Origin of the sequence: Photorhabdus luminescens subsp. luminescens (genome assembly GCF_001083805.1) — a bacterium.
GTDB lineage: Bacteria > Pseudomonadota > Gammaproteobacteria > Enterobacterales > Enterobacteriaceae > Photorhabdus > Photorhabdus luminescens.
Genome location: NZ_JXSK01000001.1, coordinates 1 through 18680, shown reverse-complemented (window position 1 = coordinate 18680; position 18680 = coordinate 1). Strand labels below are relative to the sequence as shown.

The window sequence follows — 18680 nt, the reverse complement described above, 5'->3', positions numbered from 1 at the left end:
ACACAATAATTATTGCGTCAAATCAGCTTTAAATTCTTTAATACTATCAATTAACCTTCTGGCATACTCATCTACTATCTTACTGGCTGGTCCATAATGCTTTTCATCAAATAAGCTTTCTACCTGACTCGGTTCTAAGTTCAACTCTACCGTGTGCGCTCCTGCCAGTTTAGCTTCATGCACAAATCCAGCCGCAGGATAAACATGGCCAGAGGTGCCGATAGCGATAAAAATATCTGCCTGAGCCAGTGCCGAATAGATCTGTTCCATCTCCAAAGGCATTTCACCAAACCAAACAACATGTGGACGCAATGGCGAAGGGAATTGACAACAATGGCAACGCTCATCTGTCGTCAAATCGTCTGTCCACTCAAACACTTGCCCAGATTGGCAACAACGGATTTTGAACAACTCACCATGCATATGCACCGTGCGATAGCTGCCCGCCCGCTCATGAAGATTATCGATATTCTGGGTAATCAACAAAAAATGATCGCCAAGCTCGTGCTCCAGCGCGGCTAAAGCATAATGCGCTGCGTTCGGTTTTATTTCTGATTGCTTAAGTTGATGACGCCGAGCATTATAAAATGCCTGCACCAATTCTGGATCTTTCTGAAAACCTTCAGGTGTAGCAACGTCTTCCACCCGATGCTCTTCCCACAACCCATCAGAGGAGCGAAAAGTCCGAATACCCGATTCAGCCGAAATGCCAGCTCCCGTCAATACCACGATGTAAGGTTTTTTCATATTAAGCGCCAATCGATTATCTCTATAAAAAATCCGACTACGAAACCTCTGCTGCCTTAAACGCTTAACCTTACGAAGCCGGCCAAGCCGACTGAGCCGACGACGAACTCGCATACTGATTTCCTTAATAAGATTGCTTAAATGCTGTTTAGGTTTCTGTTTTTTACACCATAACGTTTTGATTAGCTCATGCCAATAATAGATTAATTATTTTCCACTTAAAATTCGTGCCGGATCAAGCCGGCTTGCCCGTCTTGCCGGATACCAACTGGCTAATAAACTCAGAATCAAAGCCGTCGCCAGAACATACAGAACATCTACGCCATGCAACTCAGATGGCAGGAAATCAATGAAGTAAACATCACCGGAAAGAAATTGATGACCGATCAACTTTTCTAGCCCATGAATAAGCGCTGTCAGATTCAGTGATGCCAACACGCCGGTTATCGCACCGGCAATACTGCCCGTCATACCCGTCAGTAATCCATACCAGAGAAAAACCGCTCTAATTTGCCTATCTTTAGCACCGAGGGTTCGCAGGATAGCAATATCGCTACTCTTATCTTTTACCGCCATAATCAAAGTAGAAACGATATTAAAACACGCCACGCCAATCACCAGAATCATCGCCAGATACATAATGCTACGTACCATCTGAATATCATGATACATATAGCCATAATTTCTCATCCAACTGCTGATATAGACATATTCCTGTGATGCTTCCCCGGCAGACCTTACCCGTTGATCAGCGGCAAACACATCATCAACCTTGATCGCAATGCCCGTAATCCCCTGCCCATAATCCAAATATTGTTGAGCATCAACCAAAGGAATCAGAACCAGACTATGATCAAGTAAACCGCTCAATTGAAAAATTCCGCTAACCTGTAAACGAATCCGTTTTGGTTGCAACAGTTTCATTTCAGTATCACTATTCGGGATCATAACAGTCAGCCAGTCACCCTGCTTAACCTTCAAGGCATTTGCAACCCCCTGCCCCAGAATGACCTGTTGATGACCAGCCTGAAAGTTTTGCCAGGCATTATCTTGTACAAATTGTGGCAATGAGCTGACCTGAGATTCAGTGGTTAAATCAACCCCTTTCACCTGCACCGCATGCAAGCTGGCGCCTTTTTCCATCAATCCAGTGAAAGTAATATAAGGTGAAGCAGCAACCACACCGGTGGTGTTCTTTACCCGTTCCAATGCAGGCTGCCACTGTTCAAAAGGCTGATGAACCGTATAGATTTCACCATGAGGAACAACAGAAAGAATGCGGTTTCTCAATTCTCGTTCAAAACCATTCATGGCGCTCAGACCAATAATGAGAACAGCGACACCCAGCATAATCCCTAGCGTAGAAATTACAGAAATCAGAGATACCATACCGCCACGGCGACGCCCGCGGCTAAATCGCAAGGCAGTAACCAAAGAAAGAGGCAAATTCGCCATTACAACGCCCCCGCCAGGGTCAACTCATCCTGTAAATAACCATCACGCATCTCCACCTGACGATTTAATCTGCCGGCAAGATTCAAATCATGGGTGACGACTAGAAATGCCGTGCCTTGCTGCCGATTAAGCTCCCCCAATAATGCAAAGATGCTATCTGCATTACGTAAATCGAGGTTACCAGTAGGTTCATCCGCTAAAACTAAAGACGGCTCATTAACCAACGCTCTGGCAATTGCCACACGCTGGCGTTCACCGCCTGATAATTCTGATGGCCGGTGATGAGCTCGCTTCTCCAAACCAACAGCCGCCAGCATTTCTAATGCTTTCTTCTGTGCCTGACTGCGATTTTTACCGCCAATCAACAGCGGCATAGCGACATTCTCTATCGCATTAAAATCCGGCAACAGATGGTGAAATTGATAAATAAAACCCAATTCATGATTGCGCAGTTCCGCTCTGGCTCCAGAGGACATTTTATTCAACGAGCGCCCTTTAAACAGGACTTCACCAGAAGTCGGCGTATCCAACCCGCCAAGCAAATGCAGAAGCGTACTCTTACCTGAGCCGGAACTTCCTACAATCGCCATCATTTCACTTTGATTGACAGCAAAAGTGACATTTTTCAGCACTTCGGTCAGTACTTGCCCTTCCTGATATTTTTTACACAGATTATTACACAACAATAGTGGTTGATTATTCATAACGCAAAGCCTCAGCAGGTTGGATGGCAGCAGCACGCCAGGAGGGATATAACGTAGACAATAGAGCAATCGCCATCGCTGAAATTGCAATTGTAACAACCTGTAGCGGCTCAATGGCAACAGGCAGTTCAACACCAGAGGTCAACAGACCAATAAGCGGCATTAAGTTATTAAGCTGACTGGAAAGCAAAACACCAAGCCCAGTTCCCAATAAAGTGCCGACGATCCCAGCTCCCGCTCCCTGGATCATAAAAATCGCCATCACCTGACGACGTACCAGCCCCTGTGTCTGCAAAATCGCCACTTCTCCCTGTTTTTCCATCACCAGTAAACCAAGCGAAGTAATGATATTAAATGCAGCCACAGCAATAATCAGACTTAACAATAAGCCCATCATGTTTTTTTCCATCCTTACCGCTTGGAAAAACTCACCTTTACGTTCACGCCAATCTTTCCACAACAACCCTTCCGGCAGGGTTTGTAAACTCAAACTATCTACAGCCAATGGTTCTGAAAGATAGAGACGCCAGCCAGTAATGTGACCTGGCGGATAGCGCATCAGACGAGCGGCATCTTGCTGATTAACCAGAATCTGTGTGCCATCGACTTCGCTATTAGATGTAAAAGTACCAATAACAGTAAATAGACGCTGACTAGGAATACGCCCCATTGGTGTCAATTGACTTGCACCTGGCACCATTAGGCGAATGCGATCGCCACGTTTTACGCCAAGCTCCCCGGCCAGTCTTTCGCCTAAAATAGCATTGTAGCTACCGGGTGAAAGTTGATGACAATCAGCGCCGATCAAATATTCAGTCAGCGGCTCATATTCATCAGAAGTGATGCCCAACATCACACCGACACCGACATTCCGGGCGCTTTGCAATACCACATCCCCCGTCACCAATGGTGTAATTCTGTTAACCTGCTTTAGATCCGCAAGTTCACTGACAGGATGCGCTTTTGGGTCTAGCGAGCCGTTTACCGACGTCACAACCGCCTGTGGCATAAAGCCAAGAATACTGGTTTCCAATGAACGCTCAAAACCGTTCATCACGGACAATACTGTAATCAATGCAGCAACACCGAGAGTAATGCCAATTGCTGACAGCCATGAAACAAACCGACCAAATTTGTCAGCCGCCCGGCCACGCATATACCGCAAACCTATAAATAATGAGACAGATTGAAACATGAAATCTGTTACGCCCCTGTTGCCAAAGCAAAGTGTTCGGGGATAATAAAGGGTAGTTATATTTTATGGAACCACCAACACCCAGATTCTGTGGTTTTTTTATTTTCTCTCAACCAGCCTGCGTGTTTACTCGAAGACCATATATGCATCGAAAGCCCGTTGGGAATGGACTGAATCATAGAGAACACATTTACGCTTATGTCCTCAAAATATCGTTATGAACTTCCTGAACGCCGCGGTGATAACCGTCAATTAGGTCAACTTATTGGCGCCGCTTGCGCTGTAGAGTGTGCTGAAATTATCGAACGCCATCAAGGACCTGTCGTACTGATAACCAAAGACATGCAAAACGCCTTGCGTCTGCATGATGAAATTCATCAGTTTACCGACTGCCCTATTGATCTTCTTTCCGATTGGGAAACACTGCCGTATGACAGCTTCTCTCCCCATCAGGAAATCATTTCCAGCCGCCTGTCTACACTTTACCGTCTGCCGACGATGACCAAAGGTGTTTTAATCCTGCCGATAAATACCTTAATGCAACGGGTTTGCCCTCATGAGTACCTCAACGGACACGCGCTGGTTATGCATAAAGGTCAGAGACTCTCACGGGATAAACTCCGTGCTGAATTAGAACAAGCTGGCTATCGTAGTGTCGAACAAGTTCTTGAACATGGCGAATTTGCCACTCGCGGCGCACTACTTGATCTTTTTCCAATGGGAAGTGAGCATCCCTATCGTATTGATTTCTTTGATGACGAAATCGATAGCTTACGCATTTTCGATGTTGACAGCCAACGCACGCTGACTGAAGTTAAGCAAATCAACCTACTGCCTGCACATGAATTCCCAACAGATAAAGAGACGATTGAACTGTTTCGCAGCCAGTGGCGGGAACGTTTTGAAGTCCGTCGTGACAGTGAGCATATTTATCAGCAAGTCAGTAAAGGTACGTTACCGGCAGGGATAGAATACTGGCAACCGTTGTTTTTCAGCCAACCCCTGCCTGCATTATTTGATTACCTACCTGATAACACCCTGATTCTCAGCCAAGAAATCAATAATGCCGCTGAACGTTTCTGGCAAGATATTCAACAGCGCTTCGAGAGCCGTAAAATTGATCCAATGCGACCTCTCTTACCGCCAGAAGAGCTTTGGCTTCCGGCGGATAATTTATTCTCAGCGCTAAAAAACTGGCCCCGCATTCAACTTAAAACGGAGGAATTGAGCAAAAAAACGAATCACGTCAATCTTGATTATCAGCTACTGCCTGATCTCTCCGTGGTTGCGCAAAATAAGGCGCCGCTGGATAAGCTTCGTCGTTTCCTTGAACAATTCAATGGCCGCGTTATTTTCTCTGTTGAGAGTGAAGGACGCAAAGAGGCATTACAAGAATTATTGTCACGAATAAAGATTAAACCCAATAAAATCAGCAAATTGCATCAAGCACAACAGCCAGGTCACTTTTTGATGATTGGTGCTGCTGAACATGGTTTTATCGATACAAAGAGTGAATTGGCTCTGATCTGTGAAAGCGATATGCTCGGTGAGCGTGTTGTTCGTCGCCGTCAAGACACTCGCCGCACAATTAATACTGATACCCTGATCCGTAACCTTGCGGAATTACGCGCCAGTCAACCAGTGGTCCATTTAGAGCATGGCGTTGGCCGCTACCAAGGGTTAACCACGCTGGAAGCAGGTGGTATCAAAGCTGAATATCTGATCCTAAGTTATTCTGGTGACGATAAACTCTATGTTCCGGTATCTTCCCTGCATCTAATCAGCCGCTACGCAGGGGGTGCAGATGAAAATGCCCCATTACACAAATTGGGCGGAGAAGCCTGGAACAAAGCCCGCCAGAAAGCAGCCGAAAAAGTGCGCGATGTGGCCGCGGAACTCCTTGATATTTATGCTCATCGCGCCGTAAAACCAGGATTTGCTTTTAAACATGATTGGGAACAATACCAATTGTTCTGTCAGAGCTTTCCATTTGAAACAACCCCAGATCAGGAACAGGCGATTAACGCGGTTCTGAATGACATGTGTCAACCAGTAGCGATGGATCGCTTAATTTGCGGTGATGTCGGATTTGGCAAAACCGAAGTTGCAATGCGCTCCGCATTTTTGGCAGTCCATAATGACAAGCAGGTGGCGGTACTGGTTCCGACAACCCTACTGGCTCAGCAACACTTTGATAACTTCCGCGATCGCTTTGCTAATTGGCCTGTACGTATAGAGATGATATCCCGCTTTCGCAGCGCCAAGGAACAGCAGCAAATCGTTGAAATGGCTGCCGAAGGTAAAGTCGATATTATTATTGGCACGCATAAACTGCTACAAAGCGACCTGCGCTGGAAAGACCTTGGTTTATTAATTGTCGATGAAGAGCACCGGTTCGGTGTTCGTCACAAAGAGCAGATCAAAGCCATGCGTGCCGACGTCGATATTCTGACCCTCACCGCAACGCCAATTCCCCGAACGCTCAATATGGCAATGAGTAGTATGCGGGATCTCTCAATTATTTCGACCCCGCCCGCTCGTCGTCTGGCAGTCAAAACCTTCGTGCGCGAGTACGACAGTCTGGTGGTGCGAGAAGCCATATTGCGTGAAGTTTTGCGCGGTGGTCAAGTTTACTACCTCTATAATGACGTTGAAAATATTGAGAAAGCGAAACTGCGTCTCGAAGAATTAGTACCAGAAGCGCGGTTTGCAATTGGTCATGGACAAATGCGTGAACGGGATTTGGAACGGGTGATGACTGATTTCCATCATCAACGATTTAACGTTCTGATTTGTACCACAATTATTGAGACAGGCATTGATATTCCAAGCGCCAATACCATCATTATTGAACGTGCCGACCATTTTGGCCTGGCCCAATTGCATCAATTGCGTGGACGCGTCGGACGCTCTCACCATCAGGCTTATGCTTACCTGCTGACACCACACCCAAAAGCAATGACAACCGATGCCCACAAACGTCTGGAAGCCATCGCCTCCCTTGAAGATTTAGGCGCCGGTTTTGCACTGGCGACTCACGATCTTGAAATCCGTGGAGCCGGAGAACTCCTGGGTGAAGAACAGAGTGGTCAAATGACAACCATCGGCTTCACTCTCTACATGGAGATGTTGGAAAGTGCTGTCGATGCACTAAAAGCAGGCCGTAAACCTTCACTTGAAGACTTGGCCAATAGCCAAACTGACGTTGAATTGCGGATGCCTATTTTGTTGCCTGACGATTATATTCCTGATGTCAATATGCGTTTGTCTTTTTATAAACGTATTGCCAGCGCCAAAGATGAATCAGAATTAACAGAATTGAAGGTTGAACTGATAGACAGGTTCGGCACATTACCTAATCCGGGGCGCCATTTATTACAATCAGCAGCCATTCGCCTGTCAGCTCAAAAATTAGGTATTAAACGAATAGAAGCCCATGAAAAAGGAGGATTCATCGAATTTAGTGAGAAAAATAAAGTCGATCCAACTTATCTTATCGGTCTGTTACAGAAACAACCTGAAATTTACCGATTAGATGGCCCCGCTAAACTGAAATTCATCATAGACCTGAACGAAAGAATAGCTCGGCTGGAATTCATTCAACAATTACTTGATACTTTTGAACATCATCAAATCTGTTCTTAAGTCATCTTCACTTCCCCTATGATTGATTTGTCAGTCTGTGGGGAAGTACCATAATTTAATTCACATCGTACAACTCTCTGCCTCTTCCACGTACTCTGTTAAAATCAAAACCAATCTTCATCTGCGATATTGAATGGTTATGCTGTAATTTACTCATCAATATTTATTCTAAAATAATAATCATATTGTAATATTCATATGGAATAAGGATTACTAATTCGATTGGATTAAGGACGAACTTAGTTTTCGGAAAACAATAACTAAATAGGGTCATGGTTGTAATAATATTCTTTATTATCAATCTCATGCAGTAATTTATCTTTTTACTTTAATAGTTTATTCCTTCATTGAAATTATAATTTTTTCTTATGCAATAACTAGATTATATAATTTTTATAAATATATTGGTGAGTAAAGGAAAAAAAGCCTTATCGATCTTATTTAAGGTGAATTCCGGTAAAAATTACCAATATGAAATTATCGGCATCCCAATTTTACCTGTACTGACTTAATCTTAAGGATATTTAATTACAGTGATCGTACCAGTTTCCTAGCGTTTTAATAGCCCTGTAAAACCGTACTTTAATGTAACAATCAATCAAATATATTGATTAATTATATAAATCATATTCAAACAAATTGTTTAGAAAAAATAATATTATTAGATATTCTTAAATATTATATCATCTTTTAATTGCATTATCTTACACTTCGCCCATACCAATTAGTAAAACCGCTGTTTATCTATTTCTAAAGAAATCAAAGAATGGATATTTACAATAAGTATGAGAAACCATAATTATGCAAAGTGTCACCGATAATAATATTACATCCGAGAATGTTTCCTTTCACAATATTTCCATGCAGATTCTGCGCGAATTATTGCAATATCGCAGGCGCCTAACTGATCCAGGGAGAGATTCTGCTAAAGAAGAAGAGACTATTAAATCTGTCCAATTACCTAGAATTGAATACTTTATCAGGAATAAAAAACCTATCGAATTCATTTTACCCGCATTCCCAACCAAGTCACCAAACAGAAATAAAGTGCTTGGTACTGCTCCGGATATGGCAGAACGCTTATCTTTGATTTTTCTTAATTCTCTTTGCCAACGTATTCAGCTTTATTATCCTCCTGGCGCCCGTATTATTATTTGCTCTGATGGGCATGTTTTTGGTGATCTCATTCGCGTCAGTGATACAGTTATCAGCCAATATCATGAAGATATTAAACAATTACTTCATGAAGTGGGTGCTATCAATTTAAGTACATTTAACCTTAATGACGATAAAGAACTCTGCGAACATAGTGATGATTTCAATTTACAGCGGCAAATGTTAGTCAAACATTATGCCCGTTCGGAAGAATCTATTAAAGACGAACTGTTGCAAAATAGTGATGGATTACAATTATATCGTGCAGTCACCCGTTTCTTATATGAAGACAGCTTATTACCCGGCTATACTGGATCAAACAATGCCCTACAAAAAGATGCCAAACAAAGGGCCATCGGTGTTGTTCAACGAAGTTGGGCGTGGGGAAGTTTATTAGATACCCATTTTCCAAATGCCATACGTTTATCTATTCATCCTCAGCCAGCAAATAGTATTAAATTTGGTATTCATATGATGCCAACCCGGGATGATTGGTTAACTCCTTGGCACGGTGTCGCAGCCAATGTAAATGGACAATTCATACTTATGAAACATAAAGAAGTCCAGATGATGGGTGGAAAACTAGTCGATATTCATGGAAAACCTAGTCACTATGTGATTTAAAGAGAAATTATAATTTAAAGGAAAATAACGATGACAGCATTAAATAACTTTCAGACAGAAGAGATAACCCCTTTTGGTTTAGAAATTACGCCTCAATATTCCGAACAACATATTGATACATTATCAGTGGAACAACTGAAAGAATTGGCTAGAAAACATCATCTACTTATATTACGTGGCTTCAAATCTGACTTATCTGATCACAAAGAATATGAAGAATATGCCCGCAATTGGGGAGAAATAATGATGTGGCCGTTTGGTGCTATTTTGGATGTTCGTGAACACCAAGGTGCTACCGATCACGTTTTTGACAACAGCTATATGCCGTTGCACTGGGATGGCATGTATAAACCGACAATTCCCGAATTTATTATGTTCCACTGTGCCCACGCACCCGAAAGCGACCAAGGGGGCAGAACAACCTTTGTCAATACTCGTCGTGTTGTTGCTAATGCTACTCAACAGCAATTAGAACAATGGAAAAATATATCTATTACTTATCGCATTAATAAAGTCACTCATTATGGTGGAGAAGTTCACTCCCCTTTACTGGAAGAACACCCGGACGGAAACGGATACGTTATCAGGTATAATGAGCCAGCAATAGATGGAGAAAAATTCCTGAATAAACATGCTATTGAATACCATAATATCAACTCAGATCAAGTAGAGAAATTTCAGCAAGATTTTATCAAAACACTATATGATAAACGCCATTTATATGCTCATGCATGGAAAAAAGGCGACCTGGTAATTGTGGATAATTTCTCTCTATTACATGGACGTGAAGGATTTACTTCTAAATCAGAAAGGCATTTACAAAGAATCCATATTCAATCTAATCCGGTATTTAATAATCAAGCGTTAAGATCATAGTATTCTTATACAACGAAGAACCAGAAAGATTATTTGACTTCCACTGCAATATATTGGAAGTCAAATGATCTATCTTTACGGAAAATTGCATTTATTAATCTAATCCACCAAATTCTTATATTTAGTTAACTTCACCAATACACCAGTATTCAGAATAATAAGGCTTTCCCTCGTCATCTTCACTTATTCTAAGAACACCTAGCTCTGAAAAGCCATCAGGTAATCGTAAGTTCCATTTTTTGCATAAACTCCACTCACTTAATAAAGTTATTTTACCAAACCGACCATATCCATTACGCGTATGTTCATTGAAATATTCCTCAGATGTGAATATACATAATTCACTTGAAAACATATCAGGCAATACAATGGAGCAAGTAACTCTTATATTATTTTCGTTGTCTGGCTTCGCTTTATAAATGTTATAAGCTGCATCTATCAAATCTTGAGCACAAATAGATTGAATATTTTTGTTAGTCTGTTTTCCTTGTACCAGTGCTGAATGCACCGGAATTTTGACATTCCAATAACCGTAAGAATAATCATTTTCAGTGATAATAGGAAAATAGGTTTTATATGACTCGGACCATATTTTCAATGAGCGTAGTCTACGTGGTATACCACGCAGTTTTTTATTGCTCAACGCTATTCTACGCATAGACATTTATAATTCCCTTCCTTTAGCAGCATCAGTTTTGGTCTGGTTTACCATCTAAGTTTAAGGTAGCCCTAAATTTCCCTTTATTATAAAAACCTCAAGATGGTTTTTATGTTGACCATCAAGATATGGTTGATCACTTTTCCAATATTATTATTGGCTTTGTAAACACTCTGCTCCTGATATATTTGGCTGTTTTTTTATGTACTATTTTCTATTTGAGCCCCAAAACCGGGTTGAGTAAGAAATTCATTCATATTCCCTATAGCCCCCTGATTCGGTTGATACGGTTATCAACCCATTCCCGCACTTCTGCCGGTGTGAGGGAATCCAGTCCCTGCATTCTGGCTTTTTCCTGAATTTCGCTCATCCGGGCACTGTAATCACTCTGTAATGCCCGCAATTCTTTGGCAACCGCAACGCACTGGTCAGCCCCTGAACACGTTGCTATCCGCGCCTGAACCTGATCATATTCCTGCCGATATTTATCCCTGACTGTCGTACGGCAACTGCTATCTCCCTGACAATTGACCAGTTCCTCGCTCCTTGAGCGATTCTGGTCAACGCTTAAGTGATTATTCTCCACAACAAGCTAACAGAGGAAAAAATCCCAGCTCAGTGGCTGGGATTTTGGTCACTCAGATAATGGTTCCAAACTAAGCAGGTGAGCTTTTGCCTTTTCTACAATGTGCAGAAATTCATCATATCTGAACTCTAAAATATTATTATCAGGATAAATAATAATATTCACTGATTTTTTGTCCTCAGATAATGATATTTCCCCCCACTGGACCCTATTGAAAGATAGTTCAGCATAAAGATCATCTCGGTCAGCAGAACTACCTACACTATATTCCAACATATTTTTCCTCTCTATCATTTACTGGATGGCTCACGGAATCCAATCAATCTTGTACCATCAGCATTAAATCGCAACGCACGTCCATCAGGAGCAGTTGCTTCAACTACAGTAATCCTCTGTTTATTTTCAAAAACAATCCTAGATTCTATTTTGGTATTTGGATTACTTAGTATTTCACTAACTATAGTTTGAGCTTCCTGATTTAAGACAGATGCTTTCTGGCTAGAATATGAATACACAGAACCTTCCCTTCCTCCGTGCTTTTGTAATGCACGTCCAGCATCCGTCAAGCCATTACGGTTAGGGGCTGAAGCAGCTTGATTAAGATTGTCCTTAGATGGAAGCGCACTATTATTACGTGCATTTTCCTCATCTTGCGGCTCCCAACCATCTGGTGGTCCAGAACCGACTCCACCATACTTTGTCTTTTCTTCATTCGTCAGGTTCTTCCCTACATTTGGTTGATTTTCACCATCCACATAATCTGAAGAACATACCCGTCCAAATGAACACTCTGTAGCTTTATCTAGTGTTTCTCCTATCTCCTTGAGCTTCTTGTCCAAAGCTGAAGCTATCGTCTGATTTGCTTCGTTCACGGCCTCACCCGTGTTTGAACCCGCTATCGGTGGCGGTGGCATGGGTACAGCTAGAGCATTATTGTCAGTAACAACTCACTCCAGTGCGAACTTCACCGACGAACGTCAATTTTCCTAATGCTATCAGTCAGTTACAACCCATTTTTTCCAATGTCCGTTCACCGACGAACCCAAAACTCCCTGACGCGCTTTTCGCCCCCGAGGGCCCGTTTTTCCCGCCGTGCCCTCGTCAGCCTGCACCTTAAAGACAACTGGCTGGAAGAAGCGGGCTTTGCCACCGGGCAGGCAGTACAAGTAACCATTGAATGGGGGCAATCGATTATCCGGCTCGTTGAGAACAACTGAGGGTTAAAGAGAAAATCCCAGCGCCTTGGCTGGGATCAATACAAGGGATGTTCCTAAAATCAAAAAAACTAATATTTAGTCTCAGGTGTGATTAAATATCTTTCAAGTACATGAACATCTTCTACATTACATTCTGGATAAATCCATTCCGCCCAATTATCTATAACCCATTGAGTACTTAATCCTCTTATCTCATTCAAACTACATTCTGCCGGGAATTTTACCAACATCAAACCTGCCTTATGTCCAGAAGTAACAATTAATCCATAAGGACGCTCACTACTTGATAAATCAACTACCATAAAATCGACAAACTCTTCATAAGGCCATTGTCCCGGCACACGGAAAACATTCCCGCTTCTTAAGGTAGAAGTCTTAATATCTATTAACTTTGTCATATTTTTCATACTATTTAACCTTTAAATCATGCCCGCCTGACTTATCAATACTGTTAGCTATGGCTTTCATTCCCATATCCACTTCACCTTGATGCTTACCTGTTTTGGGATGTACTTTCTCGAAACGGCCATGCTGTGTATCTACAGCATAGAGATATCCATCATTTCCTCTATAAACATCTCTATTATTCAATTTAGTTAACCTATTATCTTTGGTCATTCCATTTGATGAAACAACTAATGTCACCATTTGCTTAATTTGTGCCACTCGCTCTCCGGGACGGAGATTATGTATACTTTCTTCAAAATGGTTGACCTGTTGTCCATTTGGAAGCTTATCCGTATTTCCATTATTTACTTTTGTCCCTTTAACTCCAGCCTTACTAATCCCTCCGGCCACTCCGGCAGACGCAGCAATTCCCGTCTGCCCCATAATCTTCACGATTTCCTGGGTGGTTTCTTCTGAGCCGCCGGTGACTTGGGCACGATGGAGCACCAAATTGCGGGAGGCATCAATATTCGACATCGCACCCCGTAAATCAGCCCATTCCCGCACTTCTGCCGGTGTGAGGGAATCCAGTCCCTGCATTCTGGCTTTTTCCTGGATTTCGCTCATCCGGGCACTGTAATCACCCTGTAATGCCCGCAATTCTTTGGCAACCGCAACGCACTGGTCAGCCCCTGAACACGTTGCTATCCGCGCCTGAACCTGATCATATTCCTGCCGATATTTATCCCTGACTGTCGTACGACAACTACTATCTCCCTGACAATTGACCAGTTCCTCGCTCCTTGAACGATTCTGGTCAACGCTTAAGTGATTATTCTCAACAACAACGCATTCCATTGCGAACCTCACCGACGAACAGCGATTTTCCTAATGCCATCAGTCAGTTACAACCCGTTTTTTCCCATGTCCGTTCACCGCCGAACCCAAAACTCCCTGACGCGCTTTTCGCCTCCGAAGGCCGGTTTTTCCCGCCGTGCCCTTGTCAGGGGAGTCCCTTTTTCGGCAACGGGCGAACGTCGCCCAACTTGCTTGGGCGGCGGGTGACCGTTCTGCGGGCGCGGGCGGCATAGAGCCCGCAAGCGGCGCCCCTGCGACGCTCTGAGGCACTGTGGCTTCGGGTTGCGCATAGCCTTGCATGACCACACGGTTTTGTTCAGGGAAGCCCCCCGGGGGGCTGCACGGGGCGGCGATGGCGAGCACGGGAACGAGCAACGGAGCGCAGCGCAGTGTGAGCCGCGCGCAGCCAGTGAAGCAGGGTTGGGGCGGGGGGCGGTAAATTAGCGGAGGCCGCAGGCCGACCTGCCTTCAGGGGTGTTGACTGGACGATAACGCGGCAGCTAAAGAAGCACGCTGAGTTGCCGATGGCCGGCTCAGATGCTGACAGCAGAAGGCGCCAGCCTTGTGCGCCACACCCGCCAATGCCAACCCGCGGGGGCGCCAGACATAATGCCAATTATACGCATTAAGCCGCTCATGGATGCTCAGGTTGTTACCTTTGCTCATCGGCGCAGTGCGTATAATTCCCTCGCATTATGTTGAATAGGCGTTGGGCGGCCTGGACCGGCTCTACGGGGACGCCAGAGGTTAAGCCGCCTGACGACTATTTACCCCCGCGTGCGCCGATGCCAACGGGCAGTCCGGCCACGGTCTGCCCCCACACCGAACCCGCCCAGCTTAACGGGGGCGGGCGGACAGTCAGCGGATATCGGGGTGTCAAGTCGGCGTCGGGCTGTCTGGCGGCGTGTCAGCTTCGGCGTACAGGTCGGCCAGTAAACCCACCTCATCGGCGTCGCTGACTTTTTCGTCGGCCATTTGCTCCGCCGGGTGGGTGCTGGCATGTACCACCTGCAAGGCCCGGATAGAGACCTGCGTATACACCTGGGTGGATTCCACGCTGGCATGGCCTAACATCGCCTGTATCCAGCGCAGGTCCGCCCCGTTCTCCAGCATCTGGGTTGCCATCGCGTGCCGGAACAGGTGGCAGGCGCCTTTTTTCTCAATGCCGGCGGCCCGGATATAGCCGCTCACGGCATGGGTGATACCGTTCGGTTGCAACCCGTCCAGACCGTCCATCGCCACGAACAGCGATTGAAGGTCCGGGGTGACCAGCAGTTGCGGGCGAACCTGTTGCTGATAGAACTGGAGCCAGCTTAAGGCCCGTTCGCCGAGGGGCAATACCCGGTCTTTATTGCCCTTGCCCTGCCGGATGGTCACCGTTTTGCGTGCCCCGTCAATGCTGTAGATATCGAGCCGGGCCGCTTCACTGCGCCGTATCCCCGTTGACCAGAGCAGTTCCATCAATGCCCGGTCGCGTGCGCCCTGCAACGTATGCGGGTCAGGCAGCGACAGGATATGCTCGATTTCATCAATGCTCAGGATATATTTTGGCAGCCGTTTTTCTTCCCGCGGCAATTCAATGTCCGCTGCCGGGTTCGCCAGTATCAGGTTCTGTTTCGTCAGCCATTTGAACCACACCTGCAACGGCTGCAACTGCGTGCGCTGGGTGCGGATACTCAGCGGCTCCCCGTTGGTCTTGCGGTACTGGTACAGGTAGCGCTGGTAACGTTCCAGTATTGGCCGCGTGATATCAGCGGCAGAGTACAGGCCCCGTTCGGTGGCCCACAGGATAAAGCGGTAAGTATGATGGGTCTGCACTTTCAATGTCGTCTCCGACCAGTTCCGCTCCTGCCGCCACGCCACAAAGCGCAGCAGCAGCGCATACAGGCTTTTTGGGTCATGCGCTGGACCCACCGGCTGACGGTAGACGTCATCGACGGTCAGGAGACTTCCTTTGCGCGGTTTACGGTTTGCCATGATTGACCTCCGGTTGAGATTGAGTGGCGGGCGCAGACAAGGGGCGCGTTTTCTTTTTTCCTTTTATCACTGTGTCTTCCGTTACCCGACTTGTGGCACGCTGAACCCTTGTTCTGTCTGCCCTGATGGGGATTTTTTCACCCCAGACTTGACCCTAACTTGACCCAGACTTGAGGCAGACTTGCGTTCATTTAAGTCAGACTTGCTCTCATGACCTGTCGGGATGGCTTCCGATGTTTTATCCCTGTCGGGCACGGGCAATGCGTCTCTGTGATTATTTTCCTTAATAATAGCGTTTTCATCTGCCCGGACTTGTGCCCCCGCTGACTCTTGTGCTGTCCGGGCTGATGCGGGTTTTTCTTCCCCAGACTCAGGCCAGACTTGCCCCGGACTTGGGGAAGACTTGCGACCTTCCGGGTCAGACTTGCGTTCACTGCCGGCGGTTTCTGAGTCCGGTTCTCCGACATCCAGCAGGCCGCACAGGTGGGCTGCGCCGTTGTCTTCCCCGTCCCACAGCAGTTCATAATGCAGCAGGTGTCCCCGGCTGCCGCCATGCAACAACAGGTATTCCATTTCCGTCAGCCGTTGACAGTGGTTCTTGAGCTGGCTGTCGCTCCAGTGGGTAAAGGCGCGGATATCCCGCCGGGTAAAGCGCACTTCGTTTGGCTGGCAGTGCTGGATTTGCGCTTGTGCGTTCACCATCTCTTGTATCAGCAGTAACAGCTTACGCGTCTGCGGCGGCATTTCATCCAGCGTGCGCCCCAGCACCTCATGCGCCAGCCGGTTGGCGAGGGTAATGTCGTCTTGGGTGATTTCGATATATTCGATGACCTGTCCGCGGTGGGTCGTTTTCTTCACTTCACGTTGATACTGGCGCAGCAAGGCAATGGCCTGTATCAGCGTCAGGTATTTCATATGGTCGCGCCGCATCCGGGTTTTGTCTGACAGGAACGTCAGTTGATGGGCGTAAGGATTGACCACTTTCAGCGGCCTTAACAAGCGCTGGGCGTTCTGGTGTAACTGCGTCAGATAACCTTTCTCTGAGTCAGCCAGCAACCCTGCCAGTGTCTGACGGTGCCGTTGCATCGCGTGGATGGCCTGCGTCTGCTCGCGCGATTCGTTGACCGTCAGCACCAGACAGCGGTTCAGCAGCTCTTCATCCACATCAATGGCCGTCGTCGTTAACATCAGCATGACCGGTCCCTGCACCTTGTATTCCCGCGTCACCAGTTCGCCGCTCTGTTCGTTTTTGCCGGTGCTGGCGATTTTCAGCTCGCCGTCGGACTGTAACAGTTTCAGGGCATAGGCCGTCCCGCCCCCAGTATGTGCAGGTTTCCCCAGATAGTACAGGCTCTGTCCGGTCATCGCCGAGTACTGGATACGCTCCTCTTCCGGCATCAGGTTCAGCACGGCGTCCATCAGGGAGGATTTCCCGCCGCTGCTGCTCTGGATTAACACGGCCAGCGGTTTATCCAGTTTGCGCGAGACCGCCGCCAGATACCCGGTCAGCAGATTGGTCGATTCGCCGACCACGCCACAGGCGGCCATGTCGTTGATAATCTGTTCTGTCAGGTTTGGCGATGTCAGCAACGCCAGCGCGGCGGCTTCATCTTCTGCGCTGACCGTGACTGCGGTTGTCCCTGAGGCTTCGGCGTCGGCCTGCTGTTGCGCGTCCTGTTGCTGCTCCAGCATCAGCAAGACCCGCCCGGCTTCGCGTTTGATGACCGACAGCTCGCATTCCAGCTCTTGCGCCGCCGTGCTGATGTAGTTCTGACGATGCCGCGCGTGATACATGTCCAGTGTATCCACATGGAACAGGCCGGACGTTTCATCCCGCACCTGCACATTGACTTTCATCACATCGGGCACCGGCGATTTTTTCATCCCCCGTATCCGCCAGACCCGGGGCCCGCTTTTCATCAGCAGTTCACCGCAGGCCGTGCGCTCACAAGGCACGGGGGCAACAGTCAGCTCTGGTGGGGCGGCTAAGGCAGCCGGTTTAGCCACATCTGCATTGTGAGGCTTTTCCGTCATATCTGGACGAGACGGGCCGCTCATGACTGAACACTGCACCTGGTGCCGTTCCCTGTCCCAACCAGACCGCCTGTTGCAGGGCCAGCCCCAGCGCATGTTCGGCGTTGCCACTTTTGACGGCATAGTCATTGACATCCATTGCCCGGCGGGAACTGCCACCCGCCACGCCTCAATGCCGGATTCCAGTAAGTCAGCGCCACACTGGCCGCGCCACGGTCTCCGGCCTCGTCCCGGTCAAAGGCAATCAGCACCCGTTTCACGCCGTGATACTGCAAGGCCGAGGTGATCGCGGTTAAAACCGTTCACGCCGTAGGCGGCGATCACGTTGCGGAACCCGGCGCACCAGAAGGTCATCGCATCGATCAGTGCTTCGCACAGGATATTTCCGAAGCCGCTTTCATCGCTTCCTCGTTCCAGACCCCGGCCAGTGGCGACGGCAGGTACAGATGCTTCGGGCTGTCTTTCAGCACCTTGTAATCCGGCTGGGTTCGGCGGCCATACAGTTGCAGCACCCGCCCGCGGCTGGCTACACTGGCCGATTCGGCCCGCCGATCACCGGCAC

The 18680-nt window shown here is 46.8% G+C and carries 16 protein-coding genes and 1 pseudogene; 4 read left to right on the top strand and 13 right to left on the bottom strand.

Features of this window, described 5'->3' with window-relative positions; translation table 11 throughout:
• Positions 1-9: 9 nt before the first annotated feature.
• From cobB to lolC, 4 genes are all read right to left on the bottom strand, one after another.
• Positions 10-861, bottom strand: a complete 852-nt coding sequence (gene cobB, locus TI10_RS00085) for a Sir2 family NAD+-dependent deacetylase (protein ID WP_049581131.1) — start codon at positions 859-861, stop codon at positions 10-12.
• Positions 862-954: 93 nt separating this feature from the next.
• Positions 955-2202: a lipoprotein-releasing ABC transporter permease subunit LolE gene (lolE, locus tag TI10_RS00080; protein WP_049581130.1), complete on the bottom strand. Its 1248-nt coding sequence runs from the start codon at positions 2200-2202 to the stop codon at positions 955-957.
• Positions 2202-2906 carry a lipoprotein-releasing ABC transporter ATP-binding protein LolD gene (lolD, locus tag TI10_RS00075; protein ID WP_049581129.1) on the bottom strand — a complete coding sequence of 235 codons (705 nt, stop codon included), beginning with the start codon at positions 2904-2906 and terminating at the stop codon, positions 2202-2204. The genes lolE and lolD overlap by 1 nt, the downstream gene beginning before the upstream one ends.
• Positions 2899-4101: a lipoprotein-releasing ABC transporter permease subunit LolC gene (gene lolC / locus TI10_RS00070; RefSeq protein ID WP_049581127.1), complete on the bottom strand. Its 1203-nt coding sequence runs from the start codon at positions 4099-4101 to the stop codon at positions 2899-2901. The genes lolD and lolC overlap by 8 nt, the downstream gene beginning before the upstream one ends.
• A gap of 198 nt (positions 4102-4299) precedes the next feature.
• Here lolC and mfd point away from each other — a divergent pair, with 198 nt between their 5' ends.
• The 3 genes from mfd to TI10_RS00055 all read left to right on the top strand — a co-directional run bounded on the left by mfd (position 4300) and on the right by TI10_RS00055 (position 10401).
• Positions 4300-7746: a transcription-repair coupling factor gene (gene mfd / locus TI10_RS00065; protein ID WP_049581123.1), complete on the top strand. Its 3447-nt coding sequence runs from the start codon at positions 4300-4302 to the stop codon at positions 7744-7746.
• Between the two features lie 801 nt (positions 7747-8547).
• On the top strand, positions 8548-9525 hold the full coding sequence (gene pvcA / locus TI10_RS00060; protein WP_049581122.1) for an L-tyrosine isonitrile synthase: 978 nt from the start codon (positions 8548-8550) through the stop codon (positions 9523-9525).
• 30 nt (positions 9526-9555) lie between these two features.
• The gene (locus TI10_RS00055; protein WP_049581120.1) at positions 9556-10401 is read left to right on the top strand and encodes a TauD/TfdA dioxygenase family protein; all 846 of its coding nucleotides are present in this window, start codon (positions 9556-9558) and stop codon (positions 10399-10401) included.
• A 121-nt stretch (positions 10402-10522) separates the two neighbouring features.
• Here TI10_RS00055 and TI10_RS00050 read toward each other — a convergent pair whose 3' ends face one another.
• The 4 genes from TI10_RS00050 to TI10_RS00035 all read right to left on the bottom strand — a co-directional run bounded on the left by TI10_RS00050 (position 10523) and on the right by TI10_RS00035 (position 12517).
• Positions 10523-11065, bottom strand: a complete 543-nt coding sequence (locus TI10_RS00050) for a DUF3916 domain-containing protein (protein ID WP_049581119.1) — start codon at positions 11063-11065, stop codon at positions 10523-10525.
• A gap of 256 nt (positions 11066-11321) precedes the next feature.
• Entirely contained in the window at positions 11322-11645 is a 324-nt protein-coding gene (locus TI10_RS00045) for a hypothetical protein (RefSeq protein ID WP_049581118.1), read from the bottom strand.
• Between the two features lie 48 nt (positions 11646-11693).
• A complete protein-coding gene (locus tag TI10_RS00040; RefSeq protein WP_041381503.1) occupies positions 11694-11921 on the bottom strand; it encodes a hypothetical protein in 228 nt (75 codons plus the stop codon).
• A gap of 14 nt (positions 11922-11935) precedes the next feature.
• A complete protein-coding gene (locus tag TI10_RS00035) occupies positions 11936-12517 on the bottom strand; it encodes a hypothetical protein (protein ID WP_152962637.1) in 582 nt (193 codons plus the stop codon).
• 117 nt (positions 12518-12634) lie between these two features.
• Between TI10_RS00035 and TI10_RS24380 the strand changes: the two genes are divergently transcribed.
• The gene (locus TI10_RS24380; RefSeq protein ID WP_080984967.1) at positions 12635-12862 is read left to right on the top strand and encodes a SymE family type I addiction module toxin; all 228 of its coding nucleotides are present in this window, start codon (positions 12635-12637) and stop codon (positions 12860-12862) included.
• Between the two features lie 68 nt (positions 12863-12930).
• Here the strand turns inward: TI10_RS24380 and imm45 are convergent, their stop codons facing one another.
• The 5 genes and pseudogenes from imm45 to TI10_RS00005 all read right to left on the bottom strand — a co-directional run.
• Positions 12931-13269 carry an Imm45 family immunity protein gene (imm45, locus tag TI10_RS00030; protein WP_074524868.1) on the bottom strand — a complete coding sequence of 113 codons (339 nt, stop codon included), beginning with the start codon at positions 13267-13269 and terminating at the stop codon, positions 12931-12933.
• Between the two features lies 1 nt (position 13270).
• Positions 13271-14107, bottom strand: a complete 837-nt coding sequence (locus tag TI10_RS24700) for a hypothetical protein (protein ID WP_049581116.1) — start codon at positions 14105-14107, stop codon at positions 13271-13273.
• Between the two features lie 468 nt (positions 14108-14575).
• Entirely contained in the window at positions 14576-14773 is a 198-nt protein-coding gene (locus tag TI10_RS00015; RefSeq protein WP_049581114.1) for a hypothetical protein, read from the bottom strand.
• Positions 14774-14983: 210 nt separating this feature from the next.
• Complete coding sequence (gene xerC, locus TI10_RS00010) at positions 14984-16084, bottom strand: site-specific tyrosine recombinase XerC (RefSeq protein ID WP_049581113.1); 1101 nt, start codon at positions 16082-16084, stop codon at positions 14984-14986.
• Positions 16071-18680: pseudogene (locus TI10_RS00005) on the bottom strand (toprim domain-containing protein); the annotation flags it as partial. The gene xerC and the pseudogene TI10_RS00005, both read right to left, overlap by 14 nt.

Excerpts from the sequence above, each read along its gene's own strand:
- cobB (WP_049581131.1), bottom strand. The coding sequence starts at position 861 with ATGCGAGTTCGTCGTCGGCTCAGTCGGCTTGGCCGGCTTCGTAAGGTT.
- lolE (WP_049581130.1), bottom strand. The coding sequence starts at position 2,202 with ATGGCGAATTTGCCTCTTTCTTTGGTTACTGCCTTGCGATTTAGCCGC.
- lolD (WP_049581129.1), bottom strand. The coding sequence starts at position 2,906 with ATGAATAATCAACCACTATTGTTGTGTAATAATCTGTGTAAAAAATAT.
- lolC (WP_049581127.1), bottom strand. The coding sequence starts at position 4,101 with ATGTTTCAATCTGTCTCATTATTTATAGGTTTGCGGTATATGCGTGGC.
- mfd (WP_049581123.1), top strand. The coding sequence starts at position 4,300 with ATGTCCTCAAAATATCGTTATGAACTTCCTGAACGCCGCGGTGATAAC.
- pvcA (WP_049581122.1), top strand. The coding sequence starts at position 8,548 with ATGCAAAGTGTCACCGATAATAATATTACATCCGAGAATGTTTCCTTT.
- TI10_RS00055 (WP_049581120.1), top strand. The coding sequence starts at position 9,556 with ATGACAGCATTAAATAACTTTCAGACAGAAGAGATAACCCCTTTTGGT.
- TI10_RS00050 (WP_049581119.1), bottom strand. The coding sequence starts at position 11,065 with ATGTCTATGCGTAGAATAGCGTTGAGCAATAAAAAACTGCGTGGTATA.
- TI10_RS00040 (WP_041381503.1), bottom strand. The coding sequence starts at position 11,921 with ATGTTGGAATATAGTGTAGGTAGTTCTGCTGACCGAGATGATCTTTAT.
- TI10_RS24380 (WP_080984967.1), top strand. The coding sequence starts at position 12,635 with ATGCTATCAGTCAGTTACAACCCATTTTTTCCAATGTCCGTTCACCGA.
- imm45 (WP_074524868.1), bottom strand. The coding sequence starts at position 13,269 with ATGAAAAATATGACAAAGTTAATAGATATTAAGACTTCTACCTTAAGA.
- TI10_RS24700 (WP_049581116.1), bottom strand. The coding sequence starts at position 14,107 with ATGGAATGCGTTGTTGTTGAGAATAATCACTTAAGCGTTGACCAGAAT.
- TI10_RS00015 (WP_049581114.1), bottom strand. The coding sequence starts at position 14,773 with ATGAGCAAAGGTAACAACCTGAGCATCCATGAGCGGCTTAATGCGTAT.
- xerC (WP_049581113.1), bottom strand. The coding sequence starts at position 16,084 with ATGGCAAACCGTAAACCGCGCAAAGGAAGTCTCCTGACCGTCGATGAC.